A 17,672-nucleotide genomic window follows, 5' to 3' on the forward strand; every position below is an offset into this window, starting at 1 on the left:
GGCAACGGCATTTTCGGAGATATACTTAATATCATTAATTACATTTAATTAATCACGTTAACTATAAATGATTAATCGCATTAATTATAATAGTTAATTACATTAACTATTGATGTAATGTCCTCCTTAATAGTTTGATTCCATCCATTCAGCGCCCTTTCTGATGGAACTGTGACCTGGTTTTGAGATGCTCAATGTACAGGCGCGATGCAAGCGTGCCTGTTTCTTTTTTTGCCCAGCCAGGTTGTAGCCCATGATTCCAATAATTATTTCTTGGGTAATCGCAAAAACCACACACATTCGACATAAGGCATGTCGTTGCTCAGCAATGAACCATCCGTCATACTCACTGAGCCAGCAGATACTGGTTCGTATTGGCTCACATAACGGATGGGATAAGAATACTCCTCCAGCCTTCGTACATAAATTTCAGCAAATGGTAAATACTCACTGTATTGAATTAGCATGTATTCCCACACATGGAGACTAGTATAATGCCCACTAGCAAAAAGATATCCATCATCGACGTTTTCTTTATCATGCTGCTTTCCTTAGGGATTACCAACCATGTCATCTTGATTCCGCTGCTGCTGCAGGCCGCAAGCCGTGATGCGTGGATGGGCACGATTGTGACCATGATTCTTCACATCGGCTGGGTGTATATTCTCTACTTCATCATGAAGCGAACCCACAACCAATCCATATTTGCCTGGTTTCAAGAGCATTTTGGTAAGACGGTTGGCCGGATATTCATTACCATCTCAAGTTTCTACTTTTTTGTAATGGCGATGGTCATATTAAGAGAAACCACAACGTGGATCAGGGTCACGTACTTGCCTCAAACTCCCAAAATGGTTGTTTCGTTGGTCATTGTGCTGTTATGCGTGTATGTGACCTATAACGGAATTCGTTCGATAGCCATCATATCCGGAATTCTGCTGCCCATCGTATGGTTATTGGGACATTTTGTGGCTGTATCCAATCTGGAGTACAAAGACTATTCCTTGTTAACACCGCTGTTTGTCGAGGGTTATACTCCCATGCTGAACAGCATGGTCATCGCGGCAGGCGGTTTTATGGAGATGATTGTCCTTATTTTCTTTCAGCATCACATGAAACGCCGGATGAATTATTTTTATATCGTGTTACTGTCACTGCTGTTAGGTGGATTAACACTCGGCCCGTTAATGGGAGCGATCGCCGCATTCGGACCCACTCCTGCCATGCAGGCACGCTACCCAGCATACGATCAGTGGATGCTCGTAACGATCACGAAATATATAACGCATGTCGACTTCTTGGCATTGTATCAGTGGATCTCGGGTGCACTCATCCGAATCTCCCTGTTTCTGTTCATTATCACCGACGGCATGGATCTCAAGAAGCCAAAACACCGGGCTTGGACGTTGTTAGCGCTCGGGGTAACCCTCTCCATACTGACTCTGAATTCTACAATTGATAGACAGATCGAATTATTCGTTCTGGGAAAATATTCGCTGGCTTTCCTCTGTTTTGTTGCATCCTTAACGCTAGTCATTGCTGTCGCTGTTTTAATCAAGGCTAAGAACAAGGGGGGGCAGAAAACATGAAGCACCATAAAATCCGAAATCGAATGCTCCAGCGTCAACCTAAAGCAAGCGGAGATGAAGTGAAATCAGCCCCAGATGCGACAGCAGATGAGGAAAAAGCTGATCTGGAATCATTGAATGAAGAATCTTTGCGTGCCATGTTTTCCTCTTCCGCCGATGTCATCATCACCTCATACCCCGGTAAGGACAAAGGGGCGGTTCCTGTTCTCCTTCTCTATTGCGAAGGAATGATCAATTCGATGGTACTTACGCAGTATGTTCTCCCGAATCTGGAGCATAAGCTGGGGGACTCATCGGAATGGGATGAGCTTTCCAACATGCTGGATAAGTCGATGGAATGGAACCGGGTGGAGCAGCATGTCGAAGTGATGAAGCAATTGTTTGCGGGACGTCTGATTCTGTTCTTTTCAACCCATCAATGCTTTTACTCCATCGACATTGCCAAGATGCCGAAGAGACAGCCGGAGGAGTCTAACACTGAGGTCGCCATCAAGGGTGCTCGAGACGGGTTTACCGAAGATATTAGCACCAATGTGGCACTCATCCGCAAAAGGCTGCGCACCGCCTCGCTGCATCATGAGCGGTCCGTCGTCGGGGTCCGCAGTCAAACCAAAGTATCGCTCCTTTATATTTCCGATATTGTGCGTCCGGAGTTTATCCAGGAAGCCAAGAAACGTCTGGATGAACTTAAAGTCGATGCTCTGGTCACCAGCGGTCAGTTGGAGGAAGGCATCTGTAAGTCATCACTGTCCCTGTTTCCGCTCGTTGATTATATCGGAAGACCCGATTTCGTGGTTGAATGCTTGCTCCGCGGGCGATTTGTTTTTTTGGTTGACGGGTCGCCGATGGCCATCATCGGTCCGTGTAATCTCATCGAGCTGTTAAAATCCCCCGAAGATTCGTATTTCCCGTTTTATTTTGTCACATTCGAACGGTTGCTTCGGTTATTCGGTCTGCTCATCGCCATATTCCTGCCTGGTTTTTGGATCGCATTGACCAGTTATAACATGGACCAGCTCCCTTTCCCGCTGCTTGCTACCGTAACCAATTCCAGATTCGGCCTCCCCTTCTCCGGCCCTATGGAAATATTGATTATGCTGGGCATGTTCGAGCTGTTCCGGGAAGCGGGAATCCGTCTCCCCAAGGCGGTCGGACAGACAATTGCCGTTCTTGGAGGGTTGATTATCGGTGACGCTGCAATACGGGCGGGTCTTACATCGCCTACGATGCTTGTCGTTTCAGCCACGACTGCCGTCGCTACGTTTACCTTGGTCAATCAGACGCTGAGCGGAACCGTTAGCGTCATTCGACTGTACGTGCTTGCATGGTCCTCTTTGCTCGGGATGCTCGGTTTTTTCATAGGGATGATGAGCATCATCGCTTATCTATCCGTATTGGAATCCTTTGGCCTTCCGTATCTTGCCCCCTTGTCGCCGTTAACGCCGAAGGATGTGGTAAGCGCCATTCTTAAGAAGCCTTGGTTATATAGCAAGAGGAGACCGGAAATGCTTAATCCAATAGATGGCACCTCCAAAGAAGGGGATGGATCATGAGATGACGACCTGTATCCGGTTCTTATTGAAAATCGTGTTGGTCCTCCTAACGTTAAACGTCCTCTCCGGTTGCTGGGACATCAAAGAAATTCAGGACATGAATTATATTACAGCCATTGGCATCGATTATGAGGATAAACATTTCGTTGTGTACACACAAATGACGGATTTCACCTCCGTTGCCAAGACAGAGACCGGAAACTCAGGGAAACCCGCTCAAATTTGGACCTCGACCTCGCGAGGCAAGACATTGGATATGGCCATCAATCAACTGTACGATACGGCTCAGCAGCGAACCATCTGGAGCCACATCTCCAGTATCATTATCAGTGAAAAAGTACTGAAAACCCAGATTCTTTCTCAGCTCGATACACTCTCCCGGTATCAGGAAGTCCGTCTGACACCGTGGGTGTTCGGGACTCGGGAGTCCATCGAGGATCTCTTGACGGCGCCGGCGTTTTTTAATCTCTCCCCCTTGAGCACGTTGACCCATGAACCATTGGAGGAGTATAAACAGAAATCGTATATCGTTCCCCTTCGGTACTTCGATTTTTTGGCTCTCATGACCGAGCCTGCCTGCACGGCCTTGCTTCCTAACCTCACCGTGGACAAGGAAACCTGGGAGAAGGACAGAAAACCTAATCCCAAATTACGTGTTGACGGTGTATTTACCATCGTCAAGGACACCATGAGTGCGATCTTGACCAACGATAAACTTAACGGATTACGCTGGGTACAGGCCAACACGAAACGTTCACCCGTTCTGATCATGAAAGATGAAGACTATGCTGGAGTCGTGGTTCTTCAATCGCCCAAGATTCGCAAGGAGTTAAAGATTGTAAACGGGGAGCCTAAATACGAACTCCATGTTAAATTAGACGGAAACGTCGTTGAAGCGCTTGTCGATTTCACCAAGAGCGACTATGAACGGGAAGCCGCAAAGATTGTAAGGCAAGAGATCATCGATACCTTCAGAAATGGGCTGAAAGCGAAAACTGACATTTATAGCCTTGAGCACATTCTGTTTAAACGAGAACCGGGTCTGTGGAAAAAACTGAAGCAAACCTCGCCTCTCATTATAGATGAGGAGTCATTGGCTGTCGTTCAAGTTGATATTCATTTGGACCATGTCGGCATGAAACTGCTGCCGCGTCGGGATTAGGGTCGCCTGAGTTTTACAGCAAAACAAAAAAAGCCAGCCATATTCAGCTTCGACGCAGAACAGACTGGCTTTTTTCATGAAACAATGAGCAAAGGTCCCTTTCTGAATATTGCTAAATACAGCCATGCTTGTATGCAAGACGACTGGCCGTATGCTGTTCCAATATGCGCGGCCTTGCTCCATCTTCATCACCATTTCCAGCTATTTGTGAGGATCCATTTATGGCTCGTGAGGAGTTAGAGATAAGGGTCACAGATCAGATCATATATGTGTATTGCAAGTTTTTGATAGTTTCAGATAATTCCTGATTTCGCTGTTATATGATAATTTCCACGTTGTCTTCCGAGGTCAAGTCATCATATGCTATATAAAGGCCTATGCCTGCGGCGATTAGCACTAGAAGTGCCGCAATAAATGCTAATTGTTTAAGCGTAGCCGTATTCGAAGTTGCTTGCTGGTTTTTTTGATTTTTGCCCTGCGTTCCTTGGCCCATACTACATACCTCCCACTTCCCTGCCTTACCATAAATTATGATTCCAATATGAAAATGTTGTTAGGCAAACTACGCTTTTATAGTTTTCGTGACAAGAGTCCATGCACAGCTCCGGTATTTTGATCTGATTACACCCATCGCGGCCAAGTACAGACTGTAGCGGCTCCATTTCCCTTCACCGTCCTGAGGCGTCATGGACAGAAAGGGCTCTCTGCAGTTATTTGCTAATTCTATCTAGCTCTACTCCAAAAAACAAGACATGTCATAAGCAAGGCCAGCAAGAAACTGCTGATCGCCGGTACGACTAACTGCAATATAAATGCCAAGCCATCTCCATCCACCACCGTAATCATCGCCATAACCATCATGACGATAAAGATTGCTGCCCACACACACCAAAATGGTAAAATCGGATGCTGATATTTCCTTTTCTCAGGCATTACGTACAAATGGCGATGAATCCACCATACGATCAGACCCAAACCGAGGAGGGTGCTGCCATGCTGGCACAGCTTATACACCGGGATATGTATAGATCCCATTTGAATTGTTTGTGTAAGCAAGGGAATATGATTGACGAGCCATGCTCCCTTGTGCGTAAACTGATCCCACAGCAAATGTGTGGCAACACCTGTCATTCCCATGACGAGAACGAGGAGCCAGCCTTTTAATGATATGGGCAGCTTCCCTTCCCTACTCCAGCGATATGGGAACCATGAAGGTAAATACACGTGTAGAACCGGTCTTGCGACACATTCAAACAACAGGTATAGCAGCACAATCATGGGCAGATTGAACAAAATAACGCCTAAGCCCTCGTGGCTCCATACCGAAGCCGCTCGAAACCGGATAAAATACTCGAAATCCGGTGCCATGCAGCCGATTACGAGAGCAGACACTGGCAGTGATTTTTTCCTCCACCAGGGCATGGTAATGACAGGATGAGCAAATGTAAAAGGCATGGCTTCTCCTAACTTCTTCATAATTTAAGCGAATACGTTCCTTACCTTTTAACGCTCCACACGCAAACAAAGTTGCTCTCCTGCATCTGCTTCCAACCTGTTGCCTACAACACAAACGCATGAAAAAAACGCCAAGTCTCTTCAGTCGAGGACTTGGCGTTTGATTTGATGAAATCTATCACGAGCCCAGCAGTTCGCGAGCCAGCAGCCGATATACCTCAAGCCGTTTCTCCTGCGAATGGGGAATGCTGCATATCATCGCTTCCTGGAATCCGTACTGGGCTTGTTCTTCCTGCAAGCGTACGGCGATGTCTTTAACCGCCCCAACCAGATGGATCTTGCGCCCTTCTGCGATGGCCATCCGGTCGATTTCCGTTAAGGATACCTCTTGAGCCTGCTCGGGTGTCAGCACTTGAGTAATTCTGCCTTTACTCATCATCAGGCGAAAGATATCCTGCGGTAACGCCTCATACTCGGCTTCTTCCTTCGTTTCAGCTGTAGTCACCATATAGGATACATTAATCTCCGGCTTGTCCATGAAGACAGAAGGCTGGTAGTTATCCCGGTAATGGTCCAATATCTCATTACTCATCGCACCGTTGAAGAATTGTGCGAAGGAATACCCCACTCCCATCTGCGCAGCTTTGAGTGCACTATTGCCGCTGGAGCCGAGCAGCCACACCTCCGGGAGTGCTACATCTGTTGGAGCCGCGAGATTCTTCGTATACAGCTCATCTTCCGGAATCTGGTCTTGAAGCAGCTGCATCGTAATACCGAGTTTGTCATACATGTTATGCAGCATTAACTGGCGCCCTTCAGACAGTGCATACATGGCACTTGTATCGCCGCCGGGAGCCCGTCCGACGCCGAAATCAATTCTGCCCGGGGAAAAAGCACTTAGCGTTTTAAACACTTCCGCCAGCTTGAGCGGAGAATAATGCATCATCATCACGCCGCCGGTGCCGATTCGAATACGATTCGTTCTGGCGGCCAGCCGGGCTGCCGTTACTTCCGGTGCTGAACTGGCAAAGGTATTACCGCCATGGTGCTCTGCCATCCACATTCGGCTGTATCCCAGTTCATCGGCCAAGACAGCCAGTTCTTCTGCTTTATTCAAGGCACCCTCCGCTGTATTGCCACTTGTCACCGGAGCCTGATCCAATACGCTTAATCTCATGCTAATTCCATCCCCTTCTTCGGTTAGACGACCATTTTGTTGTTAATCCATTCCTCCAAACCTGCCACTTTGTCCTTAAAGCGTTCACCACACATCTCCTCCGACAGCGAAGCAATGGTCTCCCGCTTCAATACAGCTTTCCAGGAGGATTCAGCTTCTTCCATCAAATTCGTTAACAGGCAGCAGCTTTCTTCCTTTTCCAAATCCAGCATGTCCACCAGAATTCCGTGGGATGAATACAGCGACTGCTGTCCTTCCACCGCGAGGTAAACATCGTAAACACGAATATCTTCAGGCTTCTTCTTTAACCTGAAGCCACCTTTAATGCCAGGCACAGACGTAATAATGTCGGCTGTGACCAGCTTTCTTAACAGTTTTTGAAAATAGGTTGCCGATGCTCCAAGCTGTTGGCTAATCGCTTCTCCAGGCAGCACTGCTTTGTCGGGCAGCATGTTGAGCAGGACCAGAGCATACACCGACTGTTCCACCCCTGTTTTCATATGCATGAACAGCACCTCGATTTTAGGTAAGTAGCATGACTCAAATTGCAGTTTCTCAATTTATGCTTAAAGCGGATAATCATTATCCACGTTATATATTATATCAGTTTTCCCCGAAAGTAAAACCTCACTGAGCTCAAATGCAATGAATTCTGATAAAACAAAGAACAAGATGGCGTCACCAACGCCATCTTGTTCAGTTTCAACGTATTTCCCTCGCATAACTACTATAAGTAATGAGGGGGCCAATTGGTATGACCATTACATGACAAAAGGCATGACATTTGTATGATCCTTATATGACTTTTATATGACAGGAGTAACTGTTCCAAACGACGATCAAACCCTATACTCGTAGATATGCATGACAAAAAAAACACCACTTTCCATAGAAAGCGGTGTTCTTGAAGATCAAAAAAATGTCAATCAAAATCTCTAAGAGCATGTTTAAGCAGTGGAATGGCCTTGGTCCGATCATTCATGCCGATTTTCTCATAGATAACGCTAATGTAGTTCCGAACCGTTCCTTCCGTGATATATAACATATCGGCGATTTCCCGATTATTCTTATATTCCGTCATCAGCTTTGCAATCTGTAACTCTCGTGGTGTCAGATTATAATGTTGTGCCGGAAACTGAGGAGCTCCGGTTGTCCTTAACCGGGCTGCTAATTTTGCCGCCACCTTCGAGGGGAGCATCATCTCGCCGCGGACCGCCTCTTGGATCGAAGTAATGATTTTGTTGGAAGAGAAGTCCTTAAGTAAATATCCCGATGCTCCATTGGCAAGACACTCTATAATGAAATCCTCTTCTGTGAACGTCGTGAGGATCAGCACGATGGTTTCCGGATGTGACTGCTTAATCTGGCGTGTTGCCGCAATTCCGTTCATAACCGGCATTTCGATGTCCATTAACACAAGCTGAGGGCGCAGCTGCTCCACCAGCTCGCAGGCGGTCTGTCCATTGTCCGTGGTGGCAACAACATCCATGTCGGGCTCCAGATTGATAATCGTCTCCAGGCCCTCACGAACAATGGTTTGATCCTCTACAATAAGTATGGTTATGCTTGACATATCTGATCACTCCTTAAGCGTGGATCGGGGCATGGTGAGTACTAGCATACAGCCTGCTCCATCCTTCGTGCTGACCTGGAAGGTACCGCCCCTTCGCCGGGTAGTTTGGCGCATCATAGTCAAACCGAATCCAAGCCGTTCGGATTCGAAGGGAAGTCCATTATTCTCGAGTGTAAACCGAATGGATTCTTCGGTCTCTATTAATTCAAACCGGAAGATTGTACACTGCCCGTGACGTATTCCGTTGGTGATCCCCTCCTGCAGGGCATGGCGGATCAGCTTCTCAGCCTCCGGCTCGAGACTGCCATCCGAAACTTCAATTTTGTGCTCCACTATAACTTCCGCATATTGCTGGGAGTCATTGATAATCTGCAGCAAGGAGTTCCGGAACGTTGCAGAGGCAGCCTCCTCCTCGGCAAGCATATGCACAGATTTCCGCATTTCATGAAGTCCTCTGCGGAGCAGGTCCGATGCATGTTTCAGTTTCTCTGTTGATTCCGGTGCGTTATGGGCAGACATTTTCAAACCGGCCTCCAGCTGAACAACGCTGGCTGTAAGAATATGCCCCACGTGATCGTGGATATCTCCAGCAATCCGATTCCGCTCTGCCAGAACGGAAACCTTCGACATAGCCCTGGCCCGTTCTTCCAAAGAATGCTCAAGCTCTATGGTTCTTGCCTCCACTTCGCGTTCCAGCGTTGCATTCCAGCGTGCCAGTTGGAGATGCAGCTCCAGACGGGCTAACAGCTCCTGCTTGGCAACGGGTTTGGCAAGATAATCATTGCCGCCGTGTTCGAAACCGGCAACGAGATCCGTCATTTGACTTTTTGCACTGAGGAACAGGATAGGCAATTCCCCCGAGTTGTAATGCTTGCGTATTTCTTCTCCTAGCTGAAGTCCGGATACATACGGCATCATAACATCCAGCAGCGCGATATCTGGTTTATATCCATTCTCGATCCACTCCAAGGCCTCTTGTCCGCTGCATGTCGACCTGTGTGAATACTTTCCGCCCAGGAACTGCAAGAGCACCTGGACATTAATCGGATCGTCATCCACGATAAGCACGGAGGGCAGCTGCATGTTAGAGTTCGCTGGCTCCCTCTCGGTCTGAACGATCTCCCAATGGGGGAATGACTCGGTCTGGATATAGTCTGTGACGGGTAGAGGAGATTCCTTCGGTTTTCCCTCACCAGTCAAGGGAAGTGTAAAGCTGAACGTTGATCCTTCACCAAGTCTGGACGTTACTCCAATGCTGCCATCATGCAGCTCGATTAACTTCTTAGTAATGGAGAGTCCAATCCCGGTACCGCCTTGCTGCGATCGATGCAAGGGATCAACCTGCTCGAAGGATTCAAAGATGCGGACCTGATCTGCTTCTGCGATCCCGATTCCGGTATCGCTTATCTGAACCGATACCTGTCCATACATTCTCCTCGCCGTGACAGTAACGGTTCCATTTTCCGTGTATGCAATCGCATTGCCGATTAAATTATGCAATATTTGCTGCAGCCTATTCTCGTCTGCCATCACGTAGATATCGTCCGGCAATTGGTGAGATAATAGGAGCCCTTTCTTCTGGGCCAATGGGTTCAGCACTTGAAGGGTCAGCTCTACGGACAGACGCAAGTTAACCGTCACGATGACCAAGCCAATCTCCTGATGCTTTAGCTTTGAGAAATCCAGTATATCGTTTACCAAATGCGCAAGCCGCTGACCGCTAACCTTCATTAGCCGCAACAGATCGACAACGGGGGATGGCAGCTTGCCGGAGCTCCCATCAATCAATGCATCCGCTAAACCGATAATGCCATGGAGCGGAGTACGCAGCTCATGCGAAGTTTTTGCCAGGAATTCATCCTTCAGCTTGTCCAGCGTTAACAATCGCTCCGATAAACGCTCCACCTGGGAAAATGCCCGGGAAAATTTCATGGACAACAATAATGCCTGCAAAAAGACAAACCCGAGTACGCCGAATTGCAGCAAAGCTGGTGTGGCCAGGACTCCATTGCGATTTAAGGTATCATTAACCGCTGTCAGGAAGATGAGACTGAACCCGAGTATGAGAAGGACAGCCCCTTCTTGTCTTTGTCTGGCTAGCCGAATGGATGCATAGACGGCATACAGGACAAGCCCTATGGAATAAATCTGAAACGGGATCAGTGAATAATCATACACCCGAATACGGGTTGTAAGCACCAGCACAGTTAAGCCCATCGTGAATAACTGCGTCAAACGCCATACCTTGCGGGACAGAAATTGAGGAAACAAGTGATAGATATATGAGATCAAAAAGAACTCGCCGACGTAAATCGTTAAATACGATGCTTTGGCAAACCATTCCCATGAGAACGCTGGGAATACTTCCAGTACAAATCTCGAGCCAACCAGCATCGTTCGAACTGCAATGCAAATACAGAACAACCCGAAGTACAGCGGAGTGACGTCGTTGCGCCTCAGCATGTAAAGGATTATATGATAAACGGCGATAACCAGCAGGGAGCCGATGACAAGACTGTCTCGTACAAGCTCCTTTGACTTCTCCAGTTGCAGTTGCTTGGCATCTCCAAGCTCAAAGGCGTTATTAATTCCTCCCTTGGGATACGTAAAATTGGCAACCTGTATCAGCAGTGTTAATCGTCCATCCAAGTCGGGCTGCACGGGTACGACTAAAGATGCACCGTACTTCGGAACGGTGGAATCAGGCGTTGATCCTGGTTTTCCGGCCGAAGCTGCCAGGGTATCGTTCACCCACAAGTTGTAAGAGGAATATGTATTACGCAGCTTGAGTGCAATGGACTGTTCTGAATCAAGTCCGTTAATCGTCAAACGAAACGTTGCATATCCGTCGGCTGGAAGTTTCATTCCATTTAAGATATAATTCGTCCAATAATCGGGGACATTCACGTAGGCGCTGACTGAAGGAATCGTTCCCTGTTTCAGGTCAGCAGGCTCTAGCAGCTGATTCCAATAAAATGCCCACTTCCCGTTCAGCTCCAAACTCCCATCTGTGGCAAAATTCCATTCTGCAAGCTGTAACTCACCGTCCTTCACCGAAGTGGAGGACTCGGCTGCCGCAACCTTCGAATGGCAATCCACAGACAGGATCAGGTAAAAAAAATGAGTGCCGCCGCGTGTTTACGCCATTTCATGTGAGAATCGACGCTGCATCAATGTAAATTTCATCGCTTAATCGAGCATTTCCCAGCAGAGAAAGATGTCGCTTCGACGTAAAATCTTTGGGTTCGTAACTGTTAGGTGCCTTAGCTGAGGATAGCAGTTTTAATTGGATATAAGTTTCCGCCACCAGTTTACTGCAAAAAAAGTCGCGGAAGGAAGATGTAATGCCAAACTTGCCTTCGATGATTTCCCAATACATCTGTTTTTTATCCGGAAACACGGCATCATGCACCTGCTCGATAAAATGATCCAGCTGCTCATACATTTCAGGTGTTCGATCAGCATGCAGATGACGGATCGCAAACATCGTATCATAATGGTTACTAACATCCGTTGACAATCGATCCCGAAGCTTCACAATCTGAGGACCTGACTTTTTGACATGTAACCATGAATCCTCCAGATTATCGAGCGATGTGGATTCCCATAAGAGCACTTCATCGTTCGGCGCGCGTACGACCATCGCAACATGTGACCATGGGCAGTGCTCCAGCTCTTCAATGCGCAAACTTCCCTTGGCTACACCGTGAGCGAGCAGAATATCTCCGGTCTGCAGCTGCGGCTCAATCTCGTTATAAGGCACAGTGGTTTGGTTCATATTATCCCCCTTGGCTGGTGATGATCACCATAAAATTTATCCTTCAGTTTAATACTAAACGCAACCCATAAATTGTCAATCACTGATATTGGTCTCTCGCATCCTATTTGTCCATTTCAGCATCCATTTTTACTAGATACAGGTAGATTTCACTTCGTATTGGGCAGCAGTCGATTCATCAGTGAATCTGCACAAAAAGGCCAGCCAGGATTATACTCCGTTGCAGGCCTGCTTCATGTATATAGTCCCGGTCAAACTCGCCTTACGATTCGCTGATTTGCGAGCCTCTGCTGCTAGACTTCCTCCCATACTCGTTATCGAATTTGGCCGCATAATCGGCGATCTGCTGGCATCCTTCCCCAATCCATTTCAGGTGGGGTTCCAGATAATCGATGCCCATCTTCTCTGGAGGTAGCGTGAATGCGTGAATGCCGTCACATCATGACGCATGTGCTTGATTCCTAACCTGCGAACCGTATCCACATGGCGTTTAATCCGCTCAACTTTTGCTTCAAAGTCATCTCTGCCCTCCTGGACAAAAATTAGCAGGCATGGAATAGTTGCATAATGCGATACCGGCCGTGTCGGCCCGTTCACGTAGCGTAGATCATCTGCTGCGCAGGTGAAATGTTCAGACCCAAGATCACATCAGGATAATCCTCGCTGGCAAGCACCAGATTGAGCTTTTTTGTGCTCTATCACAGATTAATGAAGGCTGCGGGCCAGCGATATTCGCAAAAGGTGAAAAGAAATGTTGATTTCATTCAAAATGACAATTTATACAAAGTGATAGACTAATTGTGAAATTTGGTTATGGTCTTCCCCATCCCTTATACTGGATAAGAAGCTAACATTTTCGAGAGGAGACCCTAATGTATGAGTGCGAACGAATCTCTGAAAAATGCGTTGTTTACTGAGGAATTCACCCAAAATCCTTATCCTGTTTACGAGAAATTAAGACAAAGCGAACCGATTCTGAATCTGAAGTTTCCTGATGGTCGCTATGGATGGCTGATCACCCGTTACGACGAGGCGGTTGCCGCGCTGAAGGAAGGCCGGTTTATAAAAGACATTACCAAAGCTTACGGAGCAGAACATACCAGTGTATTCAGCACCAACATGCTGTTCGCCGATCCGCCGGATCACAAACGCCTCCGCGGACTGGTGCAGAAAGGCTTCACTCCCCAGAGAATTGCTGATATGCGGAGCCATATACAAGACATTGCCGATACCCTTCTGCATGAAGCCTCCGCCAAAGATACGATAAATCTCATTGATGAATATGCCTTTAAACTTCCTATTATTGTGATCAGCGAAATCCTTGGTGTACCTACGGAGGATCAGGACAAGTTCCGGGTATGGTCCAACTCCATCATCGGCGCTTCGAATCGGGAAACAAGCGAAGAGGTCGCTCAGCATATGCATGAATTTATCGCCTACTTGAAGGATTGGTTTGCCAAGGTTCGCGAGAATCCGGGCGATGATATGATCAGTCAGCTGGTCATGGCCGAGGATCAGGGGGATCGTTTATCTGAACAGGAGCTGTATGGCGTAGTCACGCTTATGATTATTGCCGGCCATGAAACAACGGTTAACCTGATCGGCAATGGCGTGCTTGCACTGCTGGAATATCCGGAGCAGCGCAAGCTGCTGCAGGAACAACCCGAACTCATTCATGGCGCTATTGAAGAAATGCTTCGTTATAACGGTCCGGTTGAATTCAGCACCTCACGCTGGGCCGCGGAGGATATGGAGTTTCATGGTGTTCAAATGAAAAAAGGCGATTTGGTCGTCGTTTCCCTGAACTCCGCAAACCGTGATGCAGGTCCATTTGAACATCCCGATCTCTTTGATATTACGCGGGAGAAGAGCCAGCATTTAGCTTTTGGCAGAGGGATACATCTATGCCTGGGGGCGCCGCTAGCCAGACTTGAAGGCGAAATTGCAATCAACACGCTGCTCCGACGCTATCCTCATTTTGAGCTTCAGGCTGGTGTGGATGAACTTAGATGGAGACCTGGCATGATCGTCCGGGGCGTGGAAGAAATACCGCTGGCCCTCCACCCTGAATCATGAGCAATCCTGGAATCATAGTCTTCAAATAACAAGAGGCGAATCCGCTAAACGGGATTCGCCTCTTACTTATAGAAAACAACACGGGATACCTGTATCGATTTCCACAACTAATTTAAGTGCATTTCACATATATACCATAATAAATATTATGTAAACTAATGTATAGGTCAGCAGCGGTTATTTACGGGACAACTGGCTGGCTCTGCGACATCAACCGATCAACGTTTACGCTTTTCCAGCGCGATGAAGGATCTTGAGCAGCAAGGCGTGACCTTTGTACCCGGTCGTGTAACTTCTCAGGATTTGAAATCCCGGCCGTCACCGATTCCGGTCGTGCCACGATTTTGTTTATTGAAGCTGTTCCAGATGGGATATTGGACACATTCAAGGAGATTAAAACTTCCGAAGCGTTCGAAGAACGTATGCGGATCACTGTCGAGGTCGAGGAATATTTTCCTGAAATCGCTGCTCGTATCACTCCTGCTTCATTGTGGGCTCCTTGATGAACAGGCTTATCTTCAGACAGCGATCACTTCGATCATTCACCGCCCTTATGTCATGGAGAATCACACCCTTATTTTGGGATGCGGCGACAGTGTCTTTTTGACTGATCCGATTACAGGTCAGGGCTGTAATACGGCATCCTATGCGGCTGAGCAAATCTATGAAACCCTTTTAACAAACAAGGAAGCCGCATGGGATGAAGCTGTTAGCGCAGCTTATTGGAACCGGGTAAAGGCCTATATCGTTGCGGTTACGGAATGGACCAACGCAATGACACAGCCGCTTCCCGAGCATATTGCAGGACTACTCATGAAAGCCGCCGCTGACCAACAGACGGCTGATGAAATCGCGGCCTGGTTCGAAGACCCCATCAAGGCAAGGGAAGCTTTCATTGGCAATTCCATTAATCCCCGCTGACAGGATTGTGCAGGCTGTCTTTTGTTTCCTCCGGCAATCGATTCGATATGCTAGGCACATTACGCGGCTTGTATTCAATGAGCTCAGAGGAAAATATGGATACCGTCATTCTTCCGCCACTACCGTAGGCCCGAATTAGAATAGGCTGGTTATATGCATTCTCAAACACAAAGTCGGGTCCGCCCCAGCTGACCGTCGCATCCCGCCCCGGAAGCACATAGGGAACATTACGGCTGTGGGAGTACCGCTTGACGATTTGCAATCCAGCCCGGTCGATGGCATTGAACAGTGTGGAGGATACCTGACAGATTCCTCCCCCCACTCCCTCTGACAGTTCACCTCTTACAATAACGCCTGCACGCTTATAACCTCTGTCTATCGTTCGCATGCCCACAACCTCATTGAAGGAAAAGGTTTCGCCCGGAAATACGACGGCACTATCAATCGCTTTTGAAGCTAATGCAATATTATGGGAACGATTTTTATTGCTGGAATTAAAATAAGTGACATAGTAACCGATGGGTTTAACCCGGATTGCCGCAAGAAGCTCCGTGTCCACCTTGGGATAAGTCGGGTACCATGGAGCCTCGATGGAAGCAGAGCCGGTGCCGTACATATAAGCATAGTATTGCTCCAGCAGCTTACGACGGTTCAGCCGATGACCGTTCTGTCCGGGAACAATCTGTCCGCTGCTGCCAATGCGGGCATTCTGTGCTTCTAGATATGTTTTCCGATCAAGCATATCCACCCACTGCTCGTATTTATCCATGTCCAGCAGCGGGAACACGTCAAGCGCGTGTTCGCTACGACTTACACTGGTCATGACTTTTCCTTCTTGCATAATCGTTAAATTGTTGTTATCCGGTTCATTCTCTTGCAAGAGTAAGAACAATAGGCTTACAACCGACATCCATCTCAAACCAGCTCACCCGCTTTTTCTTTAGGTTATCCTCTGTCCGTGCTTGCTCGGTCTACTACTCCGTATATTTCTTCTCTATGGTATTATGATTGCTTAACAGACAATTCATGCAAAGCCTTATAAAATGCAAAAAGAAACCCGCACCATGAAAGGTCGGGTTTCTACACAAGGTACTTATAGTGCAACGTGAGTGTCTTTGCGGCGGGTGAGCGGCATGACCAGGAATAAAAACGAACTGATCGCCAGCAATTCTGCAATGCCGATTACCGTTCCCATCGGTGCCGCCGTTGTGCCGTCACCCAGTCCCACCAGGGGACTGGCCGCTGCACCTAACAACAAGGGCAGCAAACCAAGCAGTGCCGAGGCGCTTCCCGCTGTACGGGCTTCCTGCTTCTGCATCGCGAGCGATGTTGTCGTAGCACTTACCATACCGACGGCCGATACAATCAGGAACAGCATCGGTGCAATGAATAATAATCCTCCGCCAAGCCATGTGATGACGAATAACGAGGTCCCTCCAAATGCGGCAATCACAAGTCCTGTCATTAACAGTTTCGTTTCACCGGTGCGAGAAGCCAATCTGCCTGTTATCTGCGAGAACAAAACAATACCAATTCCATTCACGGCAAAAAACAGACTGTACATCTGAGGGGAAACACCGAATATATCCTGCAGAACGAACGGAGATCCCGAGATATAAGCAAACATTGCGGCGGATACAAACGCTTGAGATAGCGCATAGCCAACGAATACACGGTCCTGGATCAGTGTACCGAATGTGCGAAATGTCTGCTTAATGCCACCGGTTGCTCTTTTCTCCCGGTTCAGCGTCTCGGGAAGACCGAAGAGGACAGCAAGCAGCATCAACACACCGATCAGGAACAATACAACAAAAACCCCGCGCCATGAAACAAAGTTAAGGATAAATGCTCCGAACACAGGCGCAATAATCGGTGCCAAACCATTGATTAACATCAGCAAAGTGAAGAATTTGGTCAGCTCGGAACCGGTGTATAAATCCCGGACGACTGCTCTGGAGATAACAATGCCCGCCGCTCCGCTTGCTCCCTGTATGAAACGAAGTGCAACCAGGACCCATATGCTAGGCGCAAATGCACAGAGCAAGGAGGTCACCGAATAAATAATCAGTGAGACGATCAGCGGCCCTTTCCTCCCCCTTATGTCACTTAACGGTCCGGCTACCAATTGTCCGAGTGCAAGTCCGAGCAAGAATGCCGTCAGGCTGAGCTGAGCTAATGAGGCAGGTGAACCCAAACTTTCTGACAGCTTGGGAAGCGCCGGTAAATACATATCAACAGATAATGGCCCAAATGCTGAAAGTGATCCGAGAATCAGAGCAAACTGAAGCCTCTTTCTGCGCGTTAGTACCATCGTAGAGCTGGCTTCATTGGTGGAAATCGACATACGAACGGTTACTTCCTTTCCTGCAACACAACGATGCATATCAT

At 47.7% G+C, this 17,672-nt stretch carries 15 protein-coding genes; 6 read left to right on the top strand and 9 right to left on the bottom strand.

Annotated elements, in window-relative coordinates; genetic code table 11:
- Nucleotides 1-494: 494 nt before the first annotated feature.
- From WDY75_RS16480 to WDY75_RS16490, 3 genes are read left to right on the top strand one after another with little or no spacing between them, the layout of a single operon-like run.
- Nucleotides 495-1,589, top strand: coding sequence for an endospore germination permease (locus WDY75_RS16480; RefSeq protein ID WP_063479532.1), 1,095 nt, complete (start codon nt 495-497; stop codon nt 1,587-1,589).
- Nucleotides 1,586-3,142, top strand: a complete 1,557-nt coding sequence (locus tag WDY75_RS16485) for a spore germination protein (protein WP_063479531.1) — start codon at nt 1,586-1,588, stop codon at nt 3,140-3,142. Before WDY75_RS16480 ends, WDY75_RS16485 begins: the two co-directional genes overlap by 4 nt.
- A gap of 1 nt (nt 3,143) precedes the next feature.
- Nucleotides 3,144-4,304, top strand: a complete 1,161-nt coding sequence (locus WDY75_RS16490; RefSeq protein ID WP_280756058.1) for a Ger(x)C family spore germination protein — start codon at nt 3,144-3,146, stop codon at nt 4,302-4,304.
- Between the two features lie 316 nt (nt 4,305-4,620).
- On the opposite strand, the gene WDY75_RS16495 is transcribed toward WDY75_RS16490, so the two are convergent.
- The 7 genes from WDY75_RS16495 to WDY75_RS16525 form a co-directional block, all read right to left on the bottom strand.
- Complete coding sequence (locus tag WDY75_RS16495; RefSeq protein WP_006210706.1) at nt 4,621-4,797, bottom strand: hypothetical protein; 177 nt, start codon at nt 4,795-4,797, stop codon at nt 4,621-4,623.
- A 230-nt stretch (nt 4,798-5,027) separates the two neighbouring features.
- Nucleotides 5,028-5,759: a DUF4184 family protein gene (locus WDY75_RS16500; RefSeq protein WP_063479530.1), complete on the bottom strand. Its 732-nt coding sequence runs from the start codon at nt 5,757-5,759 to the stop codon at nt 5,028-5,030.
- Nucleotides 5,760-5,937: 178 nt separating this feature from the next.
- Nucleotides 5,938-6,936, bottom strand: a complete 999-nt coding sequence (locus WDY75_RS16505) for an LLM class flavin-dependent oxidoreductase (protein WP_006210708.1) — start codon at nt 6,934-6,936, stop codon at nt 5,938-5,940.
- A 23-nt stretch (nt 6,937-6,959) separates the two neighbouring features.
- Complete coding sequence (locus WDY75_RS16510) at nt 6,960-7,442, bottom strand: Rrf2 family transcriptional regulator (RefSeq protein WP_063479529.1); 483 nt, start codon at nt 7,440-7,442, stop codon at nt 6,960-6,962.
- A 416-nt stretch (nt 7,443-7,858) separates the two neighbouring features.
- Nucleotides 7,859-8,509: a response regulator transcription factor gene (locus tag WDY75_RS16515; protein WP_006210710.1), complete on the bottom strand. Its 651-nt coding sequence runs from the start codon at nt 8,507-8,509 to the stop codon at nt 7,859-7,861.
- 6 nt (nt 8,510-8,515) lie between these two features.
- Nucleotides 8,516-11,608 (bottom strand): ATP-binding protein, encoded by a 3,093-nt coding sequence (locus WDY75_RS16520; protein ID WP_063479528.1) that lies wholly within the window; start codon nt 11,606-11,608, stop codon nt 8,516-8,518.
- Nucleotides 11,609-11,657: 49 nt separating this feature from the next.
- A complete protein-coding gene (locus WDY75_RS16525; protein ID WP_006210712.1) occupies nt 11,658-12,287 on the bottom strand; it encodes a hypothetical protein in 630 nt (209 codons plus the stop codon).
- Between the two features lie 876 nt (nt 12,288-13,163).
- Here WDY75_RS16525 and WDY75_RS16530 point away from each other — a divergent pair.
- From WDY75_RS16530 to WDY75_RS30790, 3 genes are all read left to right on the top strand, one after another.
- The gene (locus WDY75_RS16530; RefSeq protein ID WP_063479526.1) at nt 13,164-14,363 is read left to right on the top strand and encodes a cytochrome P450; all 1,200 of its coding nucleotides are present in this window, start codon (nt 13,164-13,166) and stop codon (nt 14,361-14,363) included.
- A gap of 344 nt (nt 14,364-14,707) precedes the next feature.
- Complete coding sequence (locus WDY75_RS30785; protein ID WP_409348300.1) at nt 14,708-14,866, top strand: styrene monooxygenase/indole monooxygenase family protein; 159 nt, start codon at nt 14,708-14,710, stop codon at nt 14,864-14,866.
- A gap of 100 nt (nt 14,867-14,966) precedes the next feature.
- Nucleotides 14,967-15,284: a hypothetical protein gene (locus WDY75_RS30790; protein WP_409348301.1), complete on the top strand. Its 318-nt coding sequence runs from the start codon at nt 14,967-14,969 to the stop codon at nt 15,282-15,284.
- Here WDY75_RS30790 and WDY75_RS16540 read toward each other — a convergent pair.
- Both WDY75_RS16540 and WDY75_RS16545 read right to left on the bottom strand, forming a co-directional pair.
- Nucleotides 15,271-16,194: a VanW family protein gene (locus WDY75_RS16540; RefSeq protein WP_036639174.1), complete on the bottom strand. Its 924-nt coding sequence runs from the start codon at nt 16,192-16,194 to the stop codon at nt 15,271-15,273. The genes WDY75_RS30790 and WDY75_RS16540 overlap by 14 nt on opposite strands.
- 183 nt (nt 16,195-16,377) lie before the next feature.
- Entirely contained in the window at nt 16,378-17,628 is a 1,251-nt protein-coding gene (locus tag WDY75_RS16545; RefSeq protein WP_063479524.1) for a multidrug effflux MFS transporter, read from the bottom strand.
- Nucleotides 17,629-17,672: the final 44 nt, after the last annotated feature.

The organism is Paenibacillus glucanolyticus (assembly GCF_037333485.1).
In the GTDB taxonomy this organism is placed as follows: Bacteria; Bacillota; Bacilli; order Paenibacillales; family Paenibacillaceae; genus Paenibacillus_AQ; species Paenibacillus_AQ glucanolyticus.

What these genes read in the sequence shown, in the direction of transcription:
- WDY75_RS16480 (WP_063479532.1), top strand. Translation starts at nt 495, where the DNA reads ATGCCCACTAGCAAAAAGATATCCATCATCGACGTTTTCTTTATCATG.
- WDY75_RS16485 (WP_063479531.1), top strand. Translation starts at nt 1,586, where the DNA reads ATGAAGCACCATAAAATCCGAAATCGAATGCTCCAGCGTCAACCTAAA.
- WDY75_RS16490 (WP_280756058.1), top strand. Translation starts at nt 3,144, where the DNA reads ATGACGACCTGTATCCGGTTCTTATTGAAAATCGTGTTGGTCCTCCTA.
- WDY75_RS16495 (WP_006210706.1), bottom strand. Translation starts at nt 4,797, where the DNA reads ATGGGCCAAGGAACGCAGGGCAAAAATCAAAAAAACCAGCAAGCAACT.
- WDY75_RS16500 (WP_063479530.1), bottom strand. Translation starts at nt 5,759, where the DNA reads ATGCCTTTTACATTTGCTCATCCTGTCATTACCATGCCCTGGTGGAGG.
- WDY75_RS16505 (WP_006210708.1), bottom strand. Translation starts at nt 6,936, where the DNA reads ATGAGATTAAGCGTATTGGATCAGGCTCCGGTGACAAGTGGCAATACA.
- WDY75_RS16510 (WP_063479529.1), bottom strand. Translation starts at nt 7,442, where the DNA reads ATGCATATGAAAACAGGGGTGGAACAGTCGGTGTATGCTCTGGTCCTG.
- WDY75_RS16515 (WP_006210710.1), bottom strand. Translation starts at nt 8,509, where the DNA reads ATGTCAAGCATAACCATACTTATTGTAGAGGATCAAACCATTGTTCGT.
- WDY75_RS16525 (WP_006210712.1), bottom strand. Translation starts at nt 12,287, where the DNA reads ATGAACCAAACCACTGTGCCTTATAACGAGATTGAGCCGCAGCTGCAG.
- WDY75_RS16530 (WP_063479526.1), top strand. Translation starts at nt 13,164, where the DNA reads ATGAGTGCGAACGAATCTCTGAAAAATGCGTTGTTTACTGAGGAATTC.
- WDY75_RS16540 (WP_036639174.1), bottom strand. Translation starts at nt 16,194, where the DNA reads ATGTCGGTTGTAAGCCTATTGTTCTTACTCTTGCAAGAGAATGAACCG.
- WDY75_RS16545 (WP_063479524.1), bottom strand. Translation starts at nt 17,628, where the DNA reads ATGTCGATTTCCACCAATGAAGCCAGCTCTACGATGGTACTAACGCGC.